The organism is Pantoea sp. SGAir0183 (assembly GCF_043545505.1).
This window is the reverse complement of the sequence record NZ_CP028053.1, coordinates 1178569-1201394: the sequence shown is the minus strand read 5'-3', so window position 1 is coordinate 1201394 and position 22826 is coordinate 1178569. Positions and strand designations below refer to the sequence as shown.

Annotated in this window: 22 protein-coding genes; 11 read left to right on the top strand and 11 right to left on the bottom strand. The window is 55.1% G+C overall.

The annotated features are described in order from the left end of the window. Positions 1–74: 74 nt before the first annotated feature. A complete protein-coding gene (locus C1N59_RS05750; RefSeq protein WP_006120453.1) occupies positions 75–680 on the bottom strand; it encodes a DsrE family protein in 606 nt (201 codons plus the stop codon). 745 nt (positions 681–1425) lie between these two features. Between C1N59_RS05750 and C1N59_RS05745 the strand changes: the two genes are divergently transcribed. Next, positions 1426–2889 carry a beta-barrel assembly-enhancing protease gene (locus C1N59_RS05745; RefSeq protein ID WP_033740854.1) on the top strand — a complete coding sequence of 488 codons (1464 nt, stop codon included), beginning with the start codon at positions 1426–1428 and terminating at the stop codon, positions 2887–2889. Positions 2890–2894: 5 nt separating this feature from the next. Continuing rightward, positions 2895–3242 carry an arsenate reductase (glutaredoxin) gene (gene arsC / locus C1N59_RS05740; protein ID WP_006120455.1) on the top strand — a complete coding sequence of 116 codons (348 nt, stop codon included), beginning with the start codon at positions 2895–2897 and terminating at the stop codon, positions 3240–3242. Here arsC and hda read toward each other — a convergent pair. The 3 genes from hda to upp form a co-directional block, all read right to left on the bottom strand. Further along, positions 3239–3946, bottom strand: coding sequence for a DnaA inactivator Hda (gene hda, locus C1N59_RS05735; RefSeq protein ID WP_162286434.1), 708 nt, complete (start codon positions 3944–3946; stop codon positions 3239–3241). The two genes, arsC and hda, sit on opposite strands and share 4 nt — an antisense overlap. 94 nt (positions 3947–4040) lie before the next feature. Further along, the gene (gene uraA, locus C1N59_RS05730) at positions 4041–5330 is read right to left on the bottom strand and encodes a uracil permease (RefSeq protein ID WP_039339935.1); all 1290 of its coding nucleotides are present in this window, start codon (positions 5328–5330) and stop codon (positions 4041–4043) included. A gap of 156 nt (positions 5331–5486) precedes the next feature. Beyond that, positions 5487–6113: a uracil phosphoribosyltransferase gene (gene upp, locus C1N59_RS05725; protein WP_013026702.1), complete on the bottom strand. Its 627-nt coding sequence runs from the start codon at positions 6111–6113 to the stop codon at positions 5487–5489. Between the two features lie 218 nt (positions 6114–6331). On the opposite strand from upp, the gene purM reads away from it, so the two are divergent. After that, on the top strand, positions 6332–7372 hold the full coding sequence (gene purM, locus C1N59_RS05720) for a phosphoribosylformylglycinamidine cyclo-ligase (RefSeq protein WP_033740857.1): 1041 nt from the start codon (positions 6332–6334) through the stop codon (positions 7370–7372). Beyond that, positions 7369–8007 carry a phosphoribosylglycinamide formyltransferase gene (gene purN / locus C1N59_RS05715; RefSeq protein WP_006120462.1) on the top strand — a complete coding sequence of 213 codons (639 nt, stop codon included), beginning with the start codon at positions 7369–7371 and terminating at the stop codon, positions 8005–8007. The genes purM and purN overlap by 4 nt, the downstream gene beginning before the upstream one ends. Positions 8008–8035: 28 nt before the next feature. On the opposite strand, the gene pstB is transcribed toward purN, so the two are convergent. The 3 genes from pstB to C1N59_RS05700 are packed head-to-tail and all read right to left on the bottom strand — an operon-like array spanning position 8036 to position 12543. Further along, a complete protein-coding gene (gene pstB, locus C1N59_RS05710; protein ID WP_033740860.1) occupies positions 8036–8803 on the bottom strand; it encodes a phosphate ABC transporter ATP-binding protein PstB in 768 nt (255 codons plus the stop codon). A 12-nt stretch (positions 8804–8815) separates the two neighbouring features. Next, the gene (gene pstA / locus C1N59_RS05705; protein WP_110268126.1) at positions 8816–10450 is read right to left on the bottom strand and encodes a phosphate ABC transporter permease PstA; all 1635 of its coding nucleotides are present in this window, start codon (positions 10448–10450) and stop codon (positions 8816–8818) included. After that, a complete protein-coding gene (locus C1N59_RS05700) occupies positions 10447–12543 on the bottom strand; it encodes an ABC transporter permease subunit (RefSeq protein ID WP_054633340.1) in 2097 nt (698 codons plus the stop codon). Before C1N59_RS05700 ends, pstA begins: the two co-directional genes overlap by 4 nt. Positions 12544–12697: 154 nt before the next feature. On the opposite strand from C1N59_RS05700, the gene ppk1 reads away from it, so the two are divergent. The 5 genes from ppk1 (at position 12698) to mgtE (ending at position 18769) form a co-directional block, all read left to right on the top strand. Next, a complete protein-coding gene (ppk1, locus tag C1N59_RS05695) occupies positions 12698–14758 on the top strand; it encodes a polyphosphate kinase 1 (RefSeq protein WP_006120467.1) in 2061 nt (686 codons plus the stop codon). 5 nt (positions 14759–14763) lie between these two features. Then, positions 14764–16287, top strand: a complete 1524-nt coding sequence (ppx, locus tag C1N59_RS05690) for an exopolyphosphatase (protein WP_033740864.1) — start codon at positions 14764–14766, stop codon at positions 16285–16287. Between the two features lie 41 nt (positions 16288–16328). Further along, a complete protein-coding gene (gene tehB / locus C1N59_RS05685; protein WP_039340157.1) occupies positions 16329–16928 on the top strand; it encodes a tellurite resistance methyltransferase TehB in 600 nt (199 codons plus the stop codon). A gap of 97 nt (positions 16929–17025) precedes the next feature. Next, a complete protein-coding gene (locus tag C1N59_RS05680; RefSeq protein ID WP_394550413.1) occupies positions 17026–17211 on the top strand; it encodes a YfgG family protein in 186 nt (61 codons plus the stop codon). A gap of 124 nt (positions 17212–17335) precedes the next feature. After that, positions 17336–18769 (top strand): magnesium transporter, encoded by a 1434-nt coding sequence (mgtE, locus tag C1N59_RS05675; protein ID WP_394550412.1) that lies wholly within the window; start codon positions 17336–17338, stop codon positions 18767–18769. Here mgtE and C1N59_RS05670 read toward each other — a convergent pair. Beyond that, entirely contained in the window at positions 18766–19275 is a 510-nt protein-coding gene (locus tag C1N59_RS05670; RefSeq protein ID WP_325990435.1) for a helix-turn-helix transcriptional regulator, read from the bottom strand. The two genes, mgtE and C1N59_RS05670, sit on opposite strands and share 4 nt — an antisense overlap. Before the next feature lies 1 nt (position 19276). Beyond that, positions 19277–19540, bottom strand: coding sequence for a hypothetical protein (locus C1N59_RS05665; RefSeq protein ID WP_369974379.1), 264 nt, complete (start codon positions 19538–19540; stop codon positions 19277–19279). 187 nt (positions 19541–19727) lie between these two features. Between C1N59_RS05665 and C1N59_RS05660 the strand changes: the two genes are divergently transcribed. Next, on the top strand, positions 19728–19907 hold the full coding sequence (locus C1N59_RS05660; RefSeq protein WP_033740871.1) for a hypothetical protein: 180 nt from the start codon (positions 19728–19730) through the stop codon (positions 19905–19907). Between the two features lie 98 nt (positions 19908–20005). Here the strand turns inward: C1N59_RS05660 and C1N59_RS05655 are convergent, their stop codons facing one another. Continuing rightward, positions 20006–20779: a DUF3750 domain-containing protein gene (locus tag C1N59_RS05655; protein ID WP_054633337.1), complete on the bottom strand. Its 774-nt coding sequence runs from the start codon at positions 20777–20779 to the stop codon at positions 20006–20008. 86 nt (positions 20780–20865) lie between these two features. Continuing rightward, entirely contained in the window at positions 20866–21180 is a 315-nt protein-coding gene (locus tag C1N59_RS05650; protein ID WP_152607481.1) for a hypothetical protein, read from the bottom strand. 490 nt (positions 21181–21670) lie between these two features. Here C1N59_RS05650 and C1N59_RS05645 point away from each other — a divergent pair, with 490 nt between their 5' ends. Beyond that, positions 21671–22690, top strand: a complete 1020-nt coding sequence (locus C1N59_RS05645; RefSeq protein WP_033740876.1) for an alpha/beta hydrolase — start codon at positions 21671–21673, stop codon at positions 22688–22690. The last annotated feature ends 136 nt before the right edge of the window (positions 22691–22826 follow it).

Below are 22826 nucleotides of genomic sequence, written 5' to 3'. Positions count from 1 at the left end.
AAGGCGTTTTATGACATGCACATCGCGGAAAGATGACGTTAAGGTGACAGCGGCGCGCACCGCCATCGCGAGACTTACAGCATCAAAAAGGCATAACCCTGGTTTTGCAGCGTGGCAACGGTGGTGCCGCTGGAGATCGTGTGGGTGACGCGCGTATCAATCCAGTCACGCTCGAAATGGTGAAACGCCACTGACTGATCGCAAATGGACACTTTCACGCCCGCCTTTTCCAGTGCGCTAATTAACTGAAGGTTAGGATTATCCACCCCGTATGCTTTATGAAACTGTTCATTATTCAGTGCGGCGGGAACGGCATCACTGTTAATTGACACGACGAAATTCAGTTTATCTAACGGTACACCTGCGGCGTAATAGAGATTCGTGACGCGTGCCACGCGCTCCAGCCCCAGATTAGGCCGACGAATATCGCCTTCACTGCGATTAATTTGAAAAACAATTTTATTACTGAGATCCGCTACCGTGCCGGGTTTATACGCGGGTGTATCCACATAATGTATTTTTCCATAGCCCTGAATGGCCGGAGTGCTCCAGTAATCACTGGGTTCTGTTTTACTGGCAAATTTACCGCTGACCTTGTCGACTAATACTGGCAACTGCATAACATTCCCGCCAATAAATCCCGCTACCGCCGCTACCACAATAAAGGCTGCTGGTCGCATCACTCACTCTCCTGCTGTTTAAATCTGATGTATACCGTGCTACCGCAACGTCGGCGGCTCCTGAAGATGACGGCGGCTTATCTATATCACAGTGGTACAGCGCGGAGAGCAGCTGAAATTCTTAATAGCATTTTGTCGGGACGGCCATAAAATAAAAACGGAGCGTGATAAAAAGTATTTTTTATCGACCGTGTTTTTTCTTTCTTATTTAAGATGGTTCATAAAGCGTGTCACGGTTCCTGATTGGATAACGCGATTTCCTGGCGCTTCCTTGCCAGCCATAAATAGCCTGTCGGCAATAAAGGCATTTTCACCATCAATATTTTTAATTTACCTTTCTGATAATCGTTACGGTACAGGGCCTTTTTTTCAGAGAATACCTGGGAAAATGGCCAGTATGTTCAGTTTTTTTGTTGCTTTTCAGCGCGTCCGCCTTGTGGCTACCCGGCCCGCATGTCAGTCCGCATGTATCTTTGTATTCGGCCCTTGCGTTTATGCCAACGTTGTCGGCCATTTTCATCCGGACAGGCTGTTATTCAGGCGCTTTGCAGATCATTGTACCGTCAAATTTTTTCGTCAGGTTTGAAGCATTATCACAATCCTGCCGCGCAGTGGGCGCGATAACGTCATTTCATTCTTCATGCCCTGTGGTTAAGATACGCAGAACGCCTCGCTATTCGTGGGTAAAACAGAACATATTAGCGGCTTACCTGTCCCATTCAGGGATTCATTACAGGATTCAGGCATGTTGAACCGGTTAAAAAAAACGCTGATTGCTGCGCTACTCCCTGCACTCACGTTATCCTGTCCGCTGACCTCGCAGGCGGATATCAGCGACTCCCTGCCGGATATGGGCACGACCGCAGGCTCTACGCTGTCGATTAATCAGGAGTTGCAGATGGGGGATTTCTATGTGCGGCAACTACGTGCCAGCGCCCCGCTGATTAACGATCCCCTGCTAAATCAGTACATCAATCAGCTCGGTCAACGGCTGGTTTCTCACGCGGACGCGGTTAAAACGCCTTTCCACTTTTTCCTGATTCAAAATGATGAACTTAACGCCTTTGCGTTTTTTGGTGGCAATGTGGTGTTGCACGCCGCGCTATTCCGCTTCACCGATACTGAAAGCCAGCTGGCCTCGGTGATGGCGCACGAGATCTCCCACGTGACGCAGCGCCACCTGGCGCGGGCGATGGAAGATCAAAAGCGCAATGCCCCGCTGACCTGGGTAGGGGCTTTGGGCTCGATCCTGCTGGCGATGGCCAGCCCACAGGCGGGCATGGCCGCCTTAACCGGTACACTGGCGGGTACCCAGCAGGGCATCATCAGTTTTACGCAGAATAACGAACAGGAAGCCGACCGTATTGGTATTCAGGTTTTGCAGCGCGCGGGCTTTAACCCGCAGGCCATGCCGGACTTTCTGCAAAAACTGGCCGATCAGAGCCGGTTTTCTTCCAAACCGCCTGAAATTCTGCTGACTCACCCCTTACCAGACAGCCGTCTCGCCGATGCGCGCAACCGGGCAAACCAGATGCGCGCGGTGGTAGTCCAGTCTTCTCAGGACTTTTATCTGGCAAAGGTGCGCACGTTGGGCATGTATCCGACCGGCCGTAATCAACTGACCGATGAGTTACTGAACCAGTATGCCAACGGTAATGCACGCGAGCAGCTGGCTTCCCGGTACGGTAAGGCGGTGCAGTTTTTGCAGGCCAAAAACTATGGCGAAGCCAAAAGGATTGTGACGCCACTTTTGGCTAAGCAGCCTGAAAACGTCTGGCTGCTTGACCTGATGACGGATATTGATATCGGCCTGAATCAGCCACAGCAGGCCATTGCACTGTTGACCGCGACGCAGGCGGCTAAAACCAGCCCGGTCGTTCAGCTCAACCTGGCGAACGCTTATGTTGAAGCGAAGCAACCCGCCAATGCCAGCCGCATTCTGAACCGCTATACATGGACACACAAAGATGACACCAACGGATGGGATTTGCTGGCTCAGGCTTCAGCACAGCAGGGCCATACCGACGAAGAGCTGTTTGCCCGTGCCGAAAGTCTGGCCTTAAATGGTCAGATCGCTCAGGCCATCAGTGCCCTGAGCCAGGCCAGTGCCCAGGTGCCGCTGGGGAGCCTGAAACAGGCGCGTTATGATGCGCGCATCGATCAGTTGCGCCAGTTGCAGCAACGCTTCAAGCAATATCAGAAAGGATAAGCAGTATGGTGACGCTTTATCATAATCCCCGTTGCAGTAAGAGTCGGGAAACTCTGGCACTGCTGGAGCAGCGTGGCATCCAGCCGGTGATTGTGCGCTATCTGGAGACGCCGCCCGACAAAGCGACGTTGCAGATTCTGCTGCAGAAACTGGGCATGGAGAGCGCGCGTCAGTTGATGCGCCGCAACGAACCGACCTATACCGCCCTGGCGCTGGATCAGGCAGCGTTAAGCGAAAGCGCTTTGCTGGACGCGATGGTGGAAAATCCCATTCTGATTGAGCGGCCCATTGTGATCAATGGCGATCGGGCCCGCTTAGGCCGTCCGCCCGAGGCGGTACTGGCGATTCTTTAAAGCCCAAGCGTTTCTTTAACAAACGGGATCGTGAGTTTGCGTTGCGCACTGATAGAGGCGCTATCCAGACGATCCAGCGTATCAAACAGCGTGCGCATCTCCCGATCCAGCCGCTTCAGTAAAAACCGGCCGACGTCTTCAGGCAGTTCGAACCCACGCAGTCCGGCGCGAAGCTGTAAAGCCTGTAACTTATCTTCATCGGAGAGCGGCTGCAGACGGTAGATTTGCCCCCAGTCGAGCCGTGATGCCAGATCGGGTAAATGCAGGTTCAGCTGACGCGGTGGGCGATCGCCGGTAATAAAGAGCCGGGTATTGCCGGTTTCCAGGATGCGGTTATAGAGATTAAAAATCGCCATTTCCCAGGTTTCTTCTCCCGCGATGCATTCGATATTGTCGATGCAAACCAGCGGCAGTTGTTCCATGCCGTCCAGCACCTCTGGAACAAACCAGGTGCGCTTATCCAGCGGTACATAGCCCACGGCTTCACCACGCGCGGACATTTCAGCGCAGGCAGCGTGCAGCAGATGGCTGCGCCCTCCTCCTTCGCGCGACCAGAAGTAGAGATAGCTGCCATGTTGTTGGCTTAGCGCCCCCTTGATCGCAGCGATCAGCGAGGGGTTTTCCCCCGGCCAGAAGCTGGCAAAGGTTTCGTTGTCAGGTAGATAGAGTGGCAATGACAATTGTGCCGGCGTGTTCAGAAGCACCTCAGCAAGCGAACAGGCAAAAATCGGGGGCAGTCTATCATAGTTTTTGCGAAGAGATGAATCGGGCGTCCCTGCCCGCGTCTTCAGGCCTTCATCATGACGATGTGTCGCGTGTCTCTTCTGCATCAAGCACCACTTCTTCCGGGCGCAGCAGGGAAATGACGCGGAAAATCAACGCCAGCGCAACGCCAACCAGCGTCGCCAGCGCCATCCCTTTCAGCTCGGCGGCACCGATGTGCACTTTCGCGCCGCTGACGCCAATGATCAGGATCACGGAGGTCAGAATCAGGTTTTGCGCTTTGTTGTAGTCCACTTTGGATTCGATCAGGACACGAATACCGGAGGCACCGATGACGCCGTACAGCAGCAAGGAGACGCCGCCCATGACCGGCACCGGGATCGCCTGTATAGCCGCTGCCAGTTTGCCCACGCAGGAGAGCAAAATCGCGAAAATGGCCGCGCCGCCAATCACCCAGGTGCTGTAAACGCGGGTAATGGCCATTACGCCGATATTTTCACCATAGGTGGTGTTTGGCGTGGATCCAAAGAAACCCGAAATGACGGTCGATAAACCGTTGGCGAACATGGAACGATGCAGGCCGGGATCACGGACCAGATCACGCTTAACAATATTGGCCGTGACCACAAGGTGGCCCACGTGTTCGGCGATCACCACCAGCGCGGCGGGCAGGATCGTTAACATCGCCACCCATTCAAAACGCGGCGTATAAAACGTCGGTAATGCAAACCACGGCGCACTTTCCACGCCGCGCCAGTCCACAATGCCCATAAAAGCGGAAAGCGCGTAGCCCACCAGCACGCCGATCAAAATCGGGATAATGGCCATAAAGCCACGAAATAACACCGAGCCAAAAACGGTGACGGCCAGGGTGACCAGCGAAATCAGCACGGTTGTCCCGTCAGGCGCATGACCTTCAGCAGGGAGCAGGCCTGCCATGTTTGCTGCGACGCCCGCCAGCTCCAGACCAATGACCGCCACGATAGCGCCCATTGCAGCAGGCGGAAACATCACATCCAGCCAGCCGGTACCGGCTTTTTTGACGATCAACGCGACCAGACAGAACAGCACGCCGCAGAGAATAAATCCCCCCAGCGCCACTTCGTAGCCCAGCGGCAGCAGGAGTAAAACAGGTGAAATAAAGGCAAAACTGGATCCCAGATAAGCGGGGATCTTGCCTTTACAGATAAACAGATACAGCAGCGTCCCGACACCGTTAAACAGCAGTACCGTAGCCGGGTTGATATGAAAGAGGATGGGTACCAGCACCGTTGCGCCGAACATGGCGAACAGATGTTGCAGGCTGAGCGGAATCGTTTGCAGTAATGGCGGCCGTTCGCTAACGCCGATAGCGCGACGAGTCATTAAAAGTCCCCTTGAGTTGATAGTCTGTTTTTGGTCAAAAAAAAGCCGACTCTCTGGTCGGCTGATGAAGGTTATTGGCTGTTGCGAAAAAAAGCAGCTCGGCCTGCGCCTGCAGGCTGACAGCAAGGTGCTGCATGAAGCCGCCTGAACAGGTCACTATTTGGTGCCGAAAATCTTATCGCCCGCGTCACCCAGGCCCGGAATGATGTAACCCTTGTCGTTCAGGCCCTGGTCCACGGAGGCGGTGTACAGCTCCACGTCCGGGTGCGCTTTCTCCAGTGCGGCAATGCCTTCTGGCGCAGCGACCAGCACCAGCACTTTAATGCTGCTGCAGCCGGCTTTTTTCAGGAGATCGATAGTGGCGATCATGGAGCCGCCCGTCGCCAGCATCGGATCGACCACCAGCGCCAGGCGCTCTTCAATGTTGGACACCAGCTTCTGGAAATAAGGTACAGGCTCCAGCGTTTCTTCGTCACGGTACACGCCTACCACGCTGATGCGCGCGCTGGGCACGTGCTCCAGTACGCCTTCCATCATGCCCAGACCGGCACGCAGGATGGGCACAACGGTGATTTTTTTGCCTTTAATTTGATCAACCTGAACCGGGCCATTCCAGCCCTCAATGGTGACCTTTTCGGTTTCCAGATCGGCCGTGGCTTCATAGGTCAGCAGACTGCCCACTTCAGAGGCCAGCTCACGGAAACGCTTCGTACTGATATCATGCTCACGCATCAGTCCCAGTTTATGTTTGACCAGCGGGTGTTTAACTTCCACGATCTTCATTGTTGTTCTCCCGGAGTGAGTTGAGCTAAAAAAAATCGCGGGATTATACCGCCTTTTTAACATCGCGCCACATGTGCTTGCGCAATCCACCGCATAAAATAAGGATTGATGAAAATTGTCGGGGACGCAATCTGAGACTCGCAAACGTTTGCCTGCGCTGATAGAATTGCCGCGCTTTATATTAAACCACCAACCGCAACTCGCGTGGGGACCTCGCAGTGACCGATAAGACCTCTCTCAGCTACAAAGACGCCGGTGTTGATATTGATGCTGGTAACGCTCTGGTTGACCGTATTAAAGGCGTAGTGAAAAAGACGCGTCGCCCGGAAGTCATGGGTGGACTAGGCGGCTTCGGTGCGCTTTGTGCGCTGCCGCAAAAATACCGTGAGCCTGTGCTGGTCTCCGGCACCGATGGCGTGGGCACCAAGCTGCGTCTGGCGATGGATCTCAAACGTCACGATGCCATTGGTATCGATCTGGTTGCTATGTGTGTTAACGACCTGGTGGTACAGGGCGCGGAGCCTCTCTTCTTCCTGGATTACTACGCGACCGGCAAGCTGGATGTGGACACCGCATCGGCGGTCATCACCGGTATCGCCGAAGGTTGTCTGCAGTCAGGCTGTGCGCTGGTGGGCGGCGAAACCGCTGAAATGCCGGGCATGTATCATGGCGAAGATTACGATGTCGCGGGCTTTTGCGTCGGTGTGGTTGAAAAGTCAGAAATCATTGACGGTAGCAAGGTTCAGGACGGTGATGTGCTGATCGCCCTGGGCTCAAGCGGCCCGCACTCAAATGGCTATTCCCTGGTGCGTAAGATTCTGGAAGTCAGCGGCACCGATCCGTTGGTTGAGCAACTGGAAGGCAAACCGCTGGCCGATCACTTACTGGCGCCGACGCGCATATACGTCAAAAACATCCTCAGCCTGATTGAGCAGGTGGATGTGCACGCGATTGCTCACCTCACCGGTGGCGGTTTCTGGGAAAACATTCCGCGTGTCCTGCCCGACAATACTCAGGCGGTGATTGACGAGAAAAGCTGGCAGTGGCCTGCCGTGTTCGGCTGGATGCAGCAGGCGGGCAATGTCAGTCGTCATGAGATGTATCGTACCTTCAACTGCGGCGTGGGCATGATCATCGCGCTGAGCCCGGCTGACGCAGATAAGGCCGTTGACCTGATGCGTGCTGCCGGGGAAAACGCCTGGAAAATTGGTGTGATTAACGCCTCAGACTCGGAAGAGCGTGTGGTTATTCATTCATGAAAAAGCTGGTTGTACTGATTTCGGGTAACGGAAGTAACCTTCAGTCCATCCTCGACGCCTGTGCAAACGGGCGTATTCACGGCAGCGTCGCTGCCGTGTTCAGTAACAAAGCCTCCGCCTATGGTTTAGTTCGCGCGCAGGAGGCCGGAATCCCGGCAAAAGCGCTGGATGCACGTGACTTTAACGATCGCGACAGTTTTGATCGGCAGCTGATGCGTGAGATCGATGCGTATGCACCGGATCTGGTGGTGCTGGCGGGTTATATGCGCATTCTGAGTCCGGGCTTCGTGGCGCATTACTCTGACCGTCTGCTGAACATTCACCCGTCGCTGCTGCCGAAATACCCCGGTCTGCATACGCACCGCCAGGCGCTGGAAAACGGCGATAAGGAGCACGGTACATCCGTGCACTTCGTGACCGATGAACTGGATGGTGGCCCGGTCATTTTGCAGGCCAGGGTGCCGGTGTTTGCTGAAGACAGCGAGGCCGAGATTACCGAACGCGTTCAGCATCAGGAACATGCCATCTACCCACTGGTAATTAACTGGTTTACCGAAGGCCGACTGACCATGCGTGAGGGAAAAGCCTGGCTGGATGGTCATCCCTTACCCGCTCAGGGCTACGCCCACGATTAATGCTCAGGGAGCCAGGCTCCCTGCCCTTTCAACCGTAACGCCCGGTGATGTAATCTTCCGTCCGGCGCACCTGTGGTGTGGTGAAAATCCTGTCTGTGGTGTCAAACTCCACCAGCGATCCCTGATGCATAAAGGCTGTGTAATCCGACACGCGTGAAGCCTGCTGCATGTTGTGGGTGACCAGCACCAGCGTGAAATGCTGCCTGAGCGTACTCATCAGTTCTTCGATCACCAGGGTAGAAATCGGGTCCAGCGCGGATGTTGGCTCATCAAGTAACAGGACGTCCGGCTCAATCGCAATAGCGCGGGCGATAACCAGCCTTTGTTGCTGCCCCGTGGAAAGCGTCAGCGCATTCTGTGCCAGCTGATCTTTCACCTCGCCCCACAGCGCCGCCGCCCGGAGTGCCCGTTCACAGGCTTCATTCAGTACGCGCTTATCGCGCACCCCTTGCAGCCGCAGTCCGTACACCACATTTTCGTAAACCGATTTGGGAAACGGATTGGGCCGCTGAAACACCATCCCGACCCGGCGACGCAGCGCAGAGACATCCTGAGCAGGTCGCATAATCGACTGCTGATCCAGCAGAATGTCCCCTTCAATGCGGCAGCGATCAATCACGTCGTTCATACGATTAAAGCAGCGCAGCAGCGTTGATTTGCCACAGCCGGACGGGCCAATCAATGCGGTGATGCGATTTTTGGGCAGTTGCAGCGAGACATCCTGAAGCACCTGGCGCTCACCGTACCAGAGCGACAGATGATCAACGGTTAGCGCAATATCAGTTTCGGGCATCATAGTCATCGTCAGTTATTGAGTCATCAGGCGATAGCGTTCACGCAGGCGGTGACGCAGGCCCATAGCTAACAGGTTCAGCAACAGAATAATGAGCACCAGAAGCAGCGCCGTGGCGAAAACCAGCGGCCGGTCGGCTTCGGTATTAGGGCTCTGAAAGGCGAGATCGTAGATCTGAAAGCCCAGATGCATAAATTTTCTGTCGAGGTGCAGGTAAGGGAACACCGCATCTACCGGCAGTTCCGGCACCATTTTAACCACGCCCACCAGCATCAGAGGCGCGGTCTCGCCTGCGGCACGTGCCACGGCCAGAATCAGGCCGGTTAACATGGCCGGAACGGCCATAGGCAATACCACGTTCCAGAGCGTTTCGGCCTGGGTCGCCCCCAGCGCCAGCGAGCCCTGCCGAAGACTGTCGGGAATGCGGGAAAGCCCTTCTTCCGTCGCGACAATCACCACCGGCAAGGTCAGCAGGGCCAGTGTCAGCGACGCCCACAGCAAACCGGGCGTACCAAATGTCGGGGCGGGCAAGGTGCTGCTGTAAAACAGCTGGTCCACCGTGCCGCCCACCAGCCAGACAAAAAAGCCCAGCCCAAATACGCCATAAACAATCGAGGGTACGCCCGCCAGGTTGACCACGGCGATGCGTACCAGACGGGTCAACGCGTTGCGTTCCGCATATTCATGTAGCCACAGCGCCGCGATAACGCCCAGCGGCATCACAACTACAGACATCAGCAGCACCATGAGCACCGTGCCAAATATCGCCGGAAACACGCCAAACTCGCTTTCTCCTTCGGCAGGCGAATCGCTAATAAAGCGCCACACCTGCTGGCAGAAATGCCCCATTTTTTGCGTCAGGCTCATCGCGTTGGGTTGCCAGGCTTCCACAATCTGCGACAGGGGAATGCGATGATCAGTGCCGTTCACATCGCGCAGAATCAGCGCATCACGCTGGCTTTCCGCTTGCAGGCTGTTCAGCCTGTCATTGAGCTGAAGAAGGCGGCGTTGCAGCGCCGCCTGGTTGGCCTCGTATTCTGACTGCGCCTGCAAATCGAACTGCTTTGCCGCGCGCTGATGCTCAGCCTGATCGTCCAACTGGTCCAGTTGTTCATTCAACCGGGCAATATCGACCCGACGCATCTCGCTGGCCTGCTGCTCGATAAGCTTTACCTGTTCAAGGCGCTGTTGCAGAAGCGCCATAATGTCTTTTGCCGTAAGAACATCATTCTCTTCCCGCAGGCCGACAAACCAGCCATAGGCATTCCCCTGACTGCGGCGCTGCAGCACCATCACGTCGTCCGGCTGGCTGACAATCGGTGCCTGCTGACTCAGTACCGCCCGAAAGTCAGGCGCGGCCCAGTCCCGGTTGCCTGTCTTAATCAGATAGCGATGTACGTCGCCCGGTTTGCCGTCTGACGCGGCGGCAGGCGCCGGATAATGCGATTGCCGCTCAAGCGTTTCGCCCAGTACACGGGTTTTGCTGCCATCAGGCAGTGTGAACTGATAGAGATCGACGGGATGGGGCCAGAACGCGCGCAGCCCCTGCCATCCCAGCAGCGCGATCAACAGGGTAAAGGCCAGTAAACAGACCGTCACGGCACCCGCCGTAAGCCAACGCCAGCGATCGTTTTGTCGTATCGCCTTCATGCCTGCTCCTTATACTGGCTAAAACGCAGGCGCAGACGCTGGCGGATAAGCTCGGCAACCGTATTGATCATCAACGTGAAGACCAGCAGCACCAGCGCACTTAAAAACAGAATCCGGTAATGTGCGCTGCCAACGGCCGCCTCAGGCATTTCAATCGCGATATTGGCTGACAGCGTGCGCAGGCCACTGAACAGGCCGCCTTCAGTTTGCGGCGTGTTCCCGGTGGCCATTAAGAGAATCATGGTTTCGCCTACGGCCCGTCCGAAACCAATCATCAACGCGGCAAAAATGCCGGCCGACGCTCCCGGCAGCACGACCCGCGTCAGGGTTTGCCACGGCGTGGCGCCCAGCGCCAGTGAGCCCTGCCCCAGCGACGCCGGAACGCTGAACAGCGCATCTTCCGCCAGCGTAAAAATCATCGGCACCAGCGCAAACCCCATCGCCAGCGCCGCTATCAGCAGATTACGCTGCGCGTAATGCGGCAGCCAGTCACCGGCATCCGGCACGATAAGCGTGGGTAGCCAGAGCGTTAACGCCGCGACAATAAGCAGCACGGGCAGCAGCAGGATAACCTCATGGCCCGGCTGCCGCCAGCGGGCCGGTAAGCGGCGGGCCAGAATACCGCAGCCAAGCAGACTGCCCGCCAGCGTGACCGGCAGCAACAGAATTCCTGTTAATGCCTGACCGACATGGGGCGCTAACCATAATCCGGCAATCAACCCAATCACCACACTGGGCAACGCCCCCATCATCTCTATCGCAGGCTTCACCCAACGACGTAAACCGGGTGCCATAAACCAGGCGGTGTACATCGCGGCCGCCAGGGCAAGCGGCGTGGCAAAAAGCAGCGCCATACTGGCCGCTTTCAGCGTGCCCACCACCATCGGAATTAAACTGAACTTCGCCTGATAGCTGTCTCCGGCATTGGTGGACTGCCAGACCCAGTCGGCTTTGGGGTAGTTTTCATACCAGATTTTTTGCCAGAAGTTACGCCAGGTCACATCCGGCCAGGGATTGGTCAGTTTAAGGGTTTCCCAACCTGACGATCGCTCCAGCAACAGGCTGTCGCCCTGCGGCGAAAACTGCGCCTGCAGGATGCCGGGTGCTAACTGGTGTTGCAGAATGGGCCCATCCTGTTTGCTGGCAAAGACCTTAAGCAGGCCGGTTTGATCAAAGGTAGCGAAAACCCGGCGCTGCGCCTCACTGACGATCAGACCCTGTCCGGCGCTGTGTGCGAACGTGCGGATGGCGTGCAGGCGCAGGCCGTTATCGCCAGCAATGGAAAACCATTGCGTAATACCGTGACTGTCCTGAATTAGCAGCGTTTGGCCTCCGGCCAGTAACTGCATATGTTGGGGCGCTTCCGGCAGCATCTGCGTTTCCCGCAGCCAGGCCCGCCCGTCATCGATTTGCCAGACCCGCAGCAGGCGGCCTTCGGTGGTGTACAGCAGGTCGCCTTTAGGCGAAAGCACCAGATGCGCAGGCTGCAGACCCGGCAGCTGGATGAGCGCAGCCTGGCGGTTAGTTTCCAGCGTTAACAGACTGACGCCCGCGTCAGTGAGCGCTGCAATCCGCCATTGATCGGGACGAAGTGTGGCGACAGCCATTTCTTTTACGTCGCCCTGGGGCAGACGAAAGCCGCTATCGCCCAACGGAAAATGCCATTCGCCTTCGCCTTTGCTTATCACCGGCTGCAACAGGGTTAAACTGCCCTGTGCGTTGAGCAGCACCGTATTGCCATCGGCGCTCGTTACCACCTGTTGCGGCGCGGGCGTCAGCATCAGCGCGGGCTCAGGCGGTTGGCCATTCAGCGGTATAAATCGTGCCTTGCCATCACGACTGATACGCCAGCCAACGCTGCCTTTATTACCAATGGCCAGTGCGGGCGATGCATCCCAGAGCCGCTGATGACTGAGACTGTGCACACCCGGTGCGCTAAATAACGGCAGGACCACCCAGAGCAACCAAAAGAACAGCAGCATCATCAGTAACAGAATAGCGACCCCGCAGCACGTGACGAGGCGCCGCGTGTAACGGTCAATAGCACGACGTCGGCGATCGCTAAACTGGACGGGAATATGGTTTACGCTCATGCGGCCCTGATTATGCGGCGAAAATGAGTCGCTATGTTGCCCGTAGCGGCTTGATAAGACAACTTTTGCTGTTGGACAAGCTTGCCATACTCTCGCCATAATGCTGATGGATACTGTAGCGTCGTCAGTCCTGCAACCGTCATACGGAGTGAGAATGGGTCAGGTAAAGCTTTATATTGAAAAAGAAATGAGCTGGTTGTGCTTTAACGAACGTGTTTTGCAGGAAGCGGCAGACAAAAGTAATCCGCTGATTGAACGTATGCGTTTCTTAGGTATTTACTCAAATAACCTCGACGAATTTTACAAGGTCCGGTTTGCCGACCTGAAACGACGCATCCTGATTGGCGAAGAGCAAGGCTCCGCCAGTACACCGCGCCACCTGTTGAAGAAGATTCAGCAGCGCGTCCTGAAATCGGATCAGGAATTTGATGCGCTCTACAACGACCTGTTGCTGGAAATGGCGCGCAATCAAATCTTTCTGATTAACGAACGTCAGCTTTCACCTAATCAGCAAAGCTGGCTGCGTCACTACTTTAAGCATGAACTGCGTCAGCACATCACGCCGATCCTGATTACCCATGAAACCGACCTGACGGAGTTTCTGAAAGACGATTACACCTATCTGGCGGTCGAGATCATTCGCGGCAGCGATATTCAGTACGCGTTGCTGGAAATCCCGTCAGACAAGGTCCCGCGTTTTATTAACCTGCCTGCGGAGCCGCCGCGCCGCCGCAAGCCGATGATCCTGTTAGATAATATCCTGCGCTACTGCCTGGATGATATTTTCAAAGGTTTCTACGATTACGACACGCTGAACGCCTATTCAATGAAAATGACGCGCGATGCGGAGTACGATCTGGTCACCGAAATGGAGTCCAGCCTGCTGGAACTGATGTCCTCCAGCCTGAAACAGCGTCTGACGGCAGAACCTGTGCGTTTTGTCTATCAGCGCGATATGCCGGATTCTATGGTGGCGCTGCTGTGCGACAAGCTGTCGATTTCCAACTACGACTCCGTGCTGGCAGGCGGACGCTATCACAACTTCAAAGACTTTATCGGGTTTCCTAACGTCGGGAAAAACAACCTGATTAACCGTCCGATGCCGCAGATTCGCCACATTGGTTTTGACGGCTTCCGCAACGGTTTTGACGCCATTCGTAATCGCGACGTCCTGCTTTATTATCCGTATCACACGTTCGAGCATGTGCTGGAACTGCTACGCCAGGCATCATTCGACCCCAGCGTGCTGGCGATTAAAATTAATATTTACCGCGTCGCCAAGCATTCCCGCATCATGGATGCGATGATTCACGCCGCCTATAACGGTAAGAAAGTGACGGTGGTCGTCGAACTTCAGGCGCGTTTCGATGAAGAAGCCAACATTTACTGGGCTAAGCGCCTGACAGAAGCCGGTGTTCACGTTATTTTCTCGGCGCCTGGCCTGAAAATTCACGCCAAACTGTTCCTGATTTCCCGTCGTGAAGGCGAAGAAATCGTGCGCTATGCCCACATCGGCACCGGTAACTTTAATGAGAAAACCGCGCGTCTGTACACGGACTACTCGCTGCTGACCGCCGATGCGCGGATCACCAATGAAGTGCGCCGGGTCTTTAACTTTATCGAAAACCCGTACCGCCCGGTGACGTTTGATCACCTGATGGTTTCTCCGCAAAACTCACGTCGGATGCTGTATGATTTGATCGATAACGAGATTGCGAATGCCCAACAAAAGCGCCCCAGTGGCATAACTCTTAAAATTAACAACCTGGTGGACAAAGGGCTGGTAGACAGGCTTTATACGGCCTCCAGCGTTGGCGTAAATGTTAATTTACTGGTTCGTGGGATGTGCTCATTGATTCCGGACTTGCCTGGGATCAGTGAAAATATTCGTGTGATCAGTATCGTTGATCGCTTCCTGGAACATGACCGCGTTTATATCTTTGAAAACGGTGGAGACAAGAAAGTGTTTCTCTCCTCGGCTGACTGGATGACGCGTAACATTGATTACCGTATCGAAGTGGCCGTGGCTATCCTGGATCCACAAATAAAGCAGCGCATTCTGGACATCATTGCCATTCAGCTCAGCGACACGGTTAAAGCGCGCGTCGTGGATAAAGAGCTGAGTAACCAATACGTTCAGCGCGGCAATCGTCGTAAGGTGCGGTCGCAAATGGCGATTTACGAATACATTAAGAAGCTGGAACAACCTGAATAACGCCTATGCCAATATCCCAAAAAAGTACGCCGAAACCTCAAGAGTTTGCGGCCATCGATCTCGGTTCAAACAGTTTCCACATGGTCATTGCCCGTGTGGTGGATGGGGCTTTGCAGGTATTGGGGCGACTGAAGCAGCGCGTGCATCTTGCTGATGGCCTGGATGCCAAAAATTACCTGAGCGAAGACGCCATGGAGCGCGGTCTGAACTGCCTGGCACTGTTTGCCGAACGCCTGCAGGGCTTTAATGCCAGCAACGTGACGATTGTCGGCACACATACGCTGCGTCAGGCGGTTAACGCTGAGACGTTTTTACAGCGCGCGGCAGAGGTCATTCCTTATCCAATAGAGGTGATTTCCGGTCACGAAGAAGCGCGCCTGATCTTTATGGGCGTCGAACATACGCAACCGGAAAAAGGACGCAAGCTGGTGATTGATATCGGTGGCGGCTCGACAGAGCTCGTCATCGGTGAAGATTTTGAGCCTCAGTTGGTCGAAAGCCGCCGCATGGGCTGCGTCAGCTTTGCCCAGCTTTACTTCCCTGGCGGCGAAATCAGCGTTGAAAACTTCCGTCGCGCCCGGCTGGCCGCCACGCAGAAGCTGGAAACCCTGGCGTGGCAATATCGTCTGCACGGCTGGCAATATGCCCTTGGTGCTTCCGGCACCATCAAAGCGGCCTGCGAAGTGCTGCTGGCGATGGGCGAGAAAGAGAAGCTGATTACGCCAGAGCGACTGACAAAGCTTTATGATGAAGTGATCAAGCATAAATCGTTCGCTGCGCTGAGTCTGCCAGGCCTGTCTGAAGAGCGCAAAAGCGTATTTGTTCCGGGGCTGGCGATTCTTTGCGGCGTGTTTGATGCGCTGGCGATTCGTGAACTGACCCTGAGCGATGGCGCGCTGCGTGAAGGCGTACTTTATGAGATGGAAGGCCGTTTCCGCCATCGGGATATTCGCAGCCGCACCGCTCAGAGCCTGGCGAATCACTATGCCATCGACAGCGACCAGGCGCGTCGAGTGCTGGAAACCACCGAGCAGCTCTATCTGCAATGGCGCGACCAGAATCCCAAACTCGCGAATCCTCAGCTGGCGGCGCTGTTGAAATGGGCGGCGATGCTGCACGAAGTCGGCTTGACGATCAACCACAGCGGCATGCAACGCCACTCAGCCTATATTTTGCAGAACACCAACCTGCCGGGTTTCAACCAGGATCAGCAGATGCTGCTGGCAGCACTGGTCAGATTCCACCGCAAAGCCGTCAAAGTGGATGAACTGCCTCGCGTCACGCTGTTTAAGAAAAAGCAGTTTCTGCCGCTGATATTCCTGCTGCGCCTTGGCACCTTACTGAACAACCAGCGTCAGGCGACTACACGTCCTGACGCGTTAACGCTGACCTGTGATGAGGGCCACTGGACGCTTACCTTCCCGGCGGGCTATTTCAGTCAAAATAACCTGGTCCAGCTCGATCTGGAGCGTGAGCAAAACTACTGGAATGAGGTCACCGGCTGGAAGCTGATTCTGGCAGAAGCCTGATTGTGCGGGCATTTGCTGCCCGCATTACCGAACGGATAATCATGACATTGCGAACCGATAACTATTTTGCAGAAACCTATGGCTTAACCCCTGTGCACTCGGAGGTGGCCGAGGCGCTGCCTAAACTGACACCTGGAAAAGCGCTTGATCTGGGGTGCGGAAGTGGACGTAATACGCTGTTCCTTAACCAACATGGTTTTGACGTGACGGCCTGGGATCACAATCCCGCCAGTCTGGAACGGCTCAATCAGATCATCGCCGCCGAAGGGCTGACCGGCATTCATACGGCGCTGCAGGATTTAAATCAGGTGCGTTTTAACGGGGCCTGGCAGGTGGTCATCTCGACGGTGGTCATGATGTTTTTGCAACCGGCCACCATTCCCCAGCTCATCGCGGATATGCAAGCCTGTACCGTGAAAAACGGCTTCAACCTGATTGTGGCCGCGATGAATACCGAGGATGCGCCCTGTCCGTCTGACTTCCCTTTCGCGTTTAAATCCGGTGAGTTAAGCCATTACTACCGCAACTGGCACATTGTGAAATACAACGAAAACTGGGGACAGCTACATCGCAAAGATGAAAACGGCAACCGGATTAACTGCCGTTTTGCGACCCTGCTGGCCCAGAAAGCCAGCTATTGACCCGTTGTATTTTTTTTAAACAGCGGTTGATTTACCCGGGCGACTGTGACTAAATATTGCTGTCGCCCGGTCCGGGTTATTACAGGAATTTCTTTGCGTGAACAGCGCCCTTTCTCCCCGAAGACGTAAAAAAAGCGTCAGTATGACGCGGGTTGTTTTACTCATCAGTTTTATCATTCTGTTTAGCCGTCTCGTTTTTATCCTGCCTGCGGCCTTCGAGCATCATCAGCAAAAGCAAACTGAATCCGCGCCTGTTATCCCGACGCTTTCCAGCAGTCGTTAATCCCTTACAGGCTTTTCGCTGACACATCCGCGCGCATTCCCGCCTGCGGGACGATTTTTTGCCTCCCTTTTTCACTCAAAACGCTACACTTCGTGCAGGTGCTTTCAGACTAAAGGGATGCAATGTGTCTGCCTCACACACTCAACGTTTAAATGAAATTCGTCATCGTATTCTGACGCTGCTGCTCAATGAGCAGGGTCTCAGCGAGACACTACGGAATAAAGCCGGTCATCTCTCGCCTGAGCAGCAACGTGAAAATGTGATACATCGGGAAATTCTGCAACAAGACATCGACCAGCTCCATGCGGCTGACCTGGCCGACATCCTTGAAGCGTTGCCTGAAGAAGCCCGCCTGGCGCTCTGGAGCCTGGTGCCGCCGGAAAAACGCGGCCATGTGCTGGTTGAAGCGTCAGAAACCGTCTGGGACAGCCTGACCGACGAGATGAGCAACCGCGATATTCTCCAGGCTATCGCGCCGCTGGATATTGACGACCAGGCCTGGCTGGTGCGCTATCTGCCGCGCGGCCTCACCGGGCGCTTACTGACCTCCCTGGAGCCCAAACTACGGGCGCGTATTCTGAGCGTGATGAAGTTTGACCGCGATCGCGTGGGTCGGGTGATGGACTTCAATATCCTCACTGTACGCGAGGACGTCACGCTGGCGACCGTGCAACGGTTTTTGCGCAAAGGCAAAAGCATGCCCGACGGCACGGACAAAATCTTCATTACCAATGAACAGAATCAGCTGCTCGGCGAACTGCTGTTGACGGATATCCTGCTGAACAAACCCAAAACCCTGGTGAGCGAGGTGATGAATCCCCATCCCACCACCTTTCAGCTGGACGATAAAGCCGAAGACGCCGCCAGTGCCTTTGAACGCTATAACCTGATTTCCGCAGCGGTGACGGACGCCCAGGGCAAGCTCATTGGCCGTATCACGATTGAAGATGTGGTCGACCTGGTAAACAAAGAAAATGAAAGCAACATCCGCAAAATGGGCGGGATCAGCCAGGAAGAGGATGTCTTTGCTCCGGTCCGTAAGTCGGTGCGAAATCGCTGGGCCTGGCTGGCCATCAACCTCTGCACAGCCTTTATCGCTTCCCGCGTGATTGGGCTGTTTGAGGGCACTATCTCACAGATTGTCGCACTTGCGACTTTAATGCCGATTATCGCCGGCATCGGCGGCAATACCGGTAACCAGACCATTACCATGATTGTCCGCGCCCTGGCGCTGCATCAGGTTGAACCGGGAAATTTCTCGTTTCTGTTTAAGCGAGAAATTGGCGTCGCCCTGATTAACGGCCTGTTCTGGGGCGGGATTATGGGTGCCATCACCTGGCTCATGTACAGCAATATGGCACTGGGCGGCGTGATGATGCTGGCGATGGTGCTGAATCTTTTGCTGGCGGCCATCATGGGCGTGATGGTGCCGCTGGTAATGACCAAAATGAAACGCGATCCCGCCGTGGGCTCCAGCGTTCTGATTACGGCCATTACCGATACCGGTGGCTTTTTTATTTTCCTGGGCCTGGCGACGCTTTTCCTGTTGCCGCACTAGGGCTTAGTTTTTTGGTAACCGTAGCGCTGCACGGAACCCAACACGTTAAGCCGACGGGTTACCTGCGCCAGTTCGCAGGTGACCGCGGGTAGCTGGTAGTGATTGCGCTGCCCCAGCCACTCCAGCACGTCGGCTAAATGCCAGATAGCAGTTTTGCCATCATGCACCGGCAGCGGAAACTGTTTGCTGTGCGTCAGCATCAGTTTGCGCATATTTTGACGCGACACGCCAATAAGGTCAGCCACATCGGTTAAGCCGACAAAGTCCGGTGCCGCTTCGATCATGACCGCGCCAGGAATGGCAACCTGTACATCCCGGATCGCACTGTCGACCGCATCGCTGGCCGACATCGCCTGGCGGGTAAACTCCAGCGCCAGCTTGCCAGCGGTTCCCGCGCCCACCAGCGCATCATCGCATCCTGCCTCGGCCAGTTTTTCCAGTAGTGTATCAATGGGTGCCGACGTTTCAGGCAGTTCAAACCGCAAGGTGAAACAGTATTCCGTCATGTTAATGCCCTCGCTTGCGTTTTTTTATCTCACTACAGTTATCTACGACGCGCCGCAATGCTTTTGCAGGGTTCGTCGCGCTTTTTGGTGTGTGCCAGATACAGGTCAGACAAAATTCCCCACACCGGCATGTCTCAAGATTTGAGGGGCAATACAGCTTTCCCCATGCATGATGACCGGAGGCAATAACCCGCCATCCGTAAGATTCTGCGTAACGTAATGCTGCCTCAATCTCTTTATTCGGGTGCCGCTTTCTGTCCACCATGGCGCGTAGCATTCCTTATATTTTTTCGGTTGTCAACTGACAACCTTGCGGTATTTTTGTGATGTGTGGACAGGACGCGAGCAGTCGGACGGCAGGTAAAACGGGTTGTGTCTAAAATGGAAAAGGCCGCGCAAAAAATGCGAGGCTGCTATGCCAGACATAACCATCAGAAAACAACGGAGGAAATATGTTTAACCCTGATGACCTGGTTCAGTCGAAAACGGGCGGTCCTAAAATGGTCGTGCTGCGTGCCGAAGGCGACACGCTTTGGTGCGCGCGCGTAGATGATGCCAGTAAAAAGGAAATTGAAATTAAAGCAGACAGCGTGAACCTTTATCACGAAGATGGCGATTTCGGCGTCTGCTGACCGTTTCTGCCGGGACGCGCTAACCTGTGGGCCGTTAGCGCGTCAGGGCAGACGAGGGCAGGACGTCAATGCGCCCGACGCCTCACCCTGGCCGGCAATCAGGGATGATCATGTTGCAGGTTGTTATGCCCTACACCGCCGATAAAAGGCAGGCGCAGCTGAAACGGCGCAAATCCGACGCCAGCACTCAGTCCTAACAGATTAAACTCAACGCCCTCTTGCACGCCGATCGTTACGCCCGCCACGCCAAGCAGGGACAGTTGAACCCCGCGCCCTGAAGGCGGTAAGCCAACCGGACGCCATAATGGCCGATAGTCTTTCCCCAGAGCGTTAGCAGGCAGATTCAGTTTCAGCGCGGGCACATTGCGCCCAATGTGCGCCATAAAAGTATTACTGTTCGGTCCGGGCCAGGCATGATAGGTCGTGGGCCAGGGATAGGTTTTGATGGCGGCTTCAATCTGCGGAATCAGGTTCTGCGCTTCAGGGCCACGGTGCTCCACCAGCAAACGCGGTTTTGCACCGTACCAGTAACCATCTGGCAAAGAGGCATTGCGCCTTACCTTATCGCCACTGCCCCAACTGATGACTTCATAACGCGTATAGCGGGTTTCACCTGCGCGTTTAAAAATAATCCACGGATGCACCGCAACGGCACCCTTCCAGCCATAGGTCGGCGCGGCATAAACCTGAATGATGGCCTGACTGGCGTTAACATGCGGATCGGGAGCGAGCCCTGCCGAATCCCGCCGGGCAGTCGCCCAGCCACCCTGATTCAGGGCATCAGCGCCGCGCGTCGCCTGCGCCAGACTGGCCGCGAGCGACAGCACAATGACGGTAAGAAAGCAGAGACAAAAAATTTTCAGGGTCAGCATGAGGGTTCCCGGGGATCAGAGACAGGCTTTTATAGTGCAATAAAGCACCGGCTTTGACTTCACTTCGCCTGCGGCGGCATGACACGTTAGCTGCCCCTGGCACGGTAATGTGAATACAGTTGCCCAAAGAAGGCTGCGGTGCGTAGCATCATGAGCATCGCCCCCAGCGGCAGGCTATACAGACTGAACCAGCCTGAAACGCCCATCCTGTAAAGGAGCTGGCCGGTATCGTATCCCAGAATAAAGCAGGGATACGCGCGGCTCTCATTCAGCGGACAACCGGCCACACTGGCAACCTGCCCTGCCGTAAGCGCGATGATCAGCGGCGAGCATCCCATTAACGCATAAATCAGCATTTCTGCGCTGAAACGCATGGCAAGGTGACGCAAAGGTTTTTGCACGGTTTTCCTCCCCCGGTTACGCCAGTGCGCTAAGGGGACTAACCGCTAGCCTGATCCGCAATGCGCTGCAACCAGTCCCGGTAGCGCGGTTGTGCTTCTGGCAAAAGCAGTTTACCGAGCGCGTCAGCCTCCCCCTCGACACCGAACATTTTCCATATCAGCAGCGCAAGCGCGGCTGTTGCACTGCCCTGATTTAACTCGGCTCGATCAAGACGTACCAATAATGGATAGCCTGTTCGCGAACGTAGCGGCTTCAACATGAGTGTAGCGCGCAAAAAAAAGCAGGTGTTAAATTATCACCCACCGTTTTAAGCCACTAATAAACATAGTTATTTTTTATTCCGCCCTCGCTATTTGGCGTGTTCATCCCACCGTGAGATAGTAAAAATTTAGATAGCTCACTATTTAGTTGTTTACAAGATGATAATTCACTGGCATTGTAGCCAAACTAAATAGCACACTACTTAATAGCAAACACAAGGAAACCCCAATGAAAGTGAAACTCACCGCAGGTGCTTTACTGTTAGCCAGCCAGATGACATCAGCATGGGCCAGTCCGGTCGAAAACGCACCGGAGCCCACCGTTGGCGTGGCGGCATTTCTTCACGCGCTTAACAGTAGCGGCGGAAAACCGATTGAAACCTTATCCCCTAAAGAAGCCCGCGCGGTGCTTACAGGGGCGCAGAAAGGCGCCACGCTGCCGCCTGCACAGATTTCTGAAAAGACCATTACGGCACTGGGTAAACCGCTGACGCTGACAATAGTCAAACCAGCCCATGCCGCTGGCGTACTGCCTGTGTTTATGTTTTTCCACGGCGGTGGCTGGGTGCTGGGTGATTTTCCGACACATGAACGTCTGGTACGCGATCTCGTGAATGAATCCGGTGCTGCAGCCGTGTTTGTAAACTACACGCCTTCGCCGGAAGCGCACTATCCGGTCGCCATTACCCAGGCTTACGAGGCAACAAAATGGGTAGCCGAACACGGCGCTGAAATTGGGGTGGACGGTAAGCGCCTGGCTCTGGTGGGGAACAGCGTAGGCGGAAATATGGTTGCCGCCGTTGCGCTGCAGGCTAAGCAGAATAAAACCCCGGCTATTCGCTACGACGTAATGCTGTGGCCTGTCACCGATGCAAACTTTGACGATGCTTCTTATAAGCAGTTTGCCAATGGCTACTTCCTGACCCGTAACATGATGAAGTGGTTCTGGGACAACTACACCACCTCAGAAAAAGATCGAAACAGCATTCTGGCCTCGCCGCTGCGCGCAACCAAAGAAGAACTGGCGGGTTTACCGCCGACGCTGATTCAGACCGCCGAACTGGATGTCCTGCGCGACGAAGGGGAAGCGTTTGGCCGTAAACTGGACGCGGCCGGCGTGCCGGTAACCGTTACCCGCTACAACGGCATGATCCACGACTTTGGTTTGCTGAATGCCCTGAGTAAAGAGCCAACGGTGCGCACAGCGATAAGCCAGGCGTCCGTGGAGCTGAAGGAACATCTTAAGTAAGCATTGCCCGACCGGGGAGGTGCGTCTTCTTCTCTCCGGCAGAAATACTGTTAATAAAATCAGCCGGATAAGGCCGGCTGATTTTTTTGCCTTATATGTCGACCTGGTGCCCCGCGTTACCCTTTTTCGCATCAGC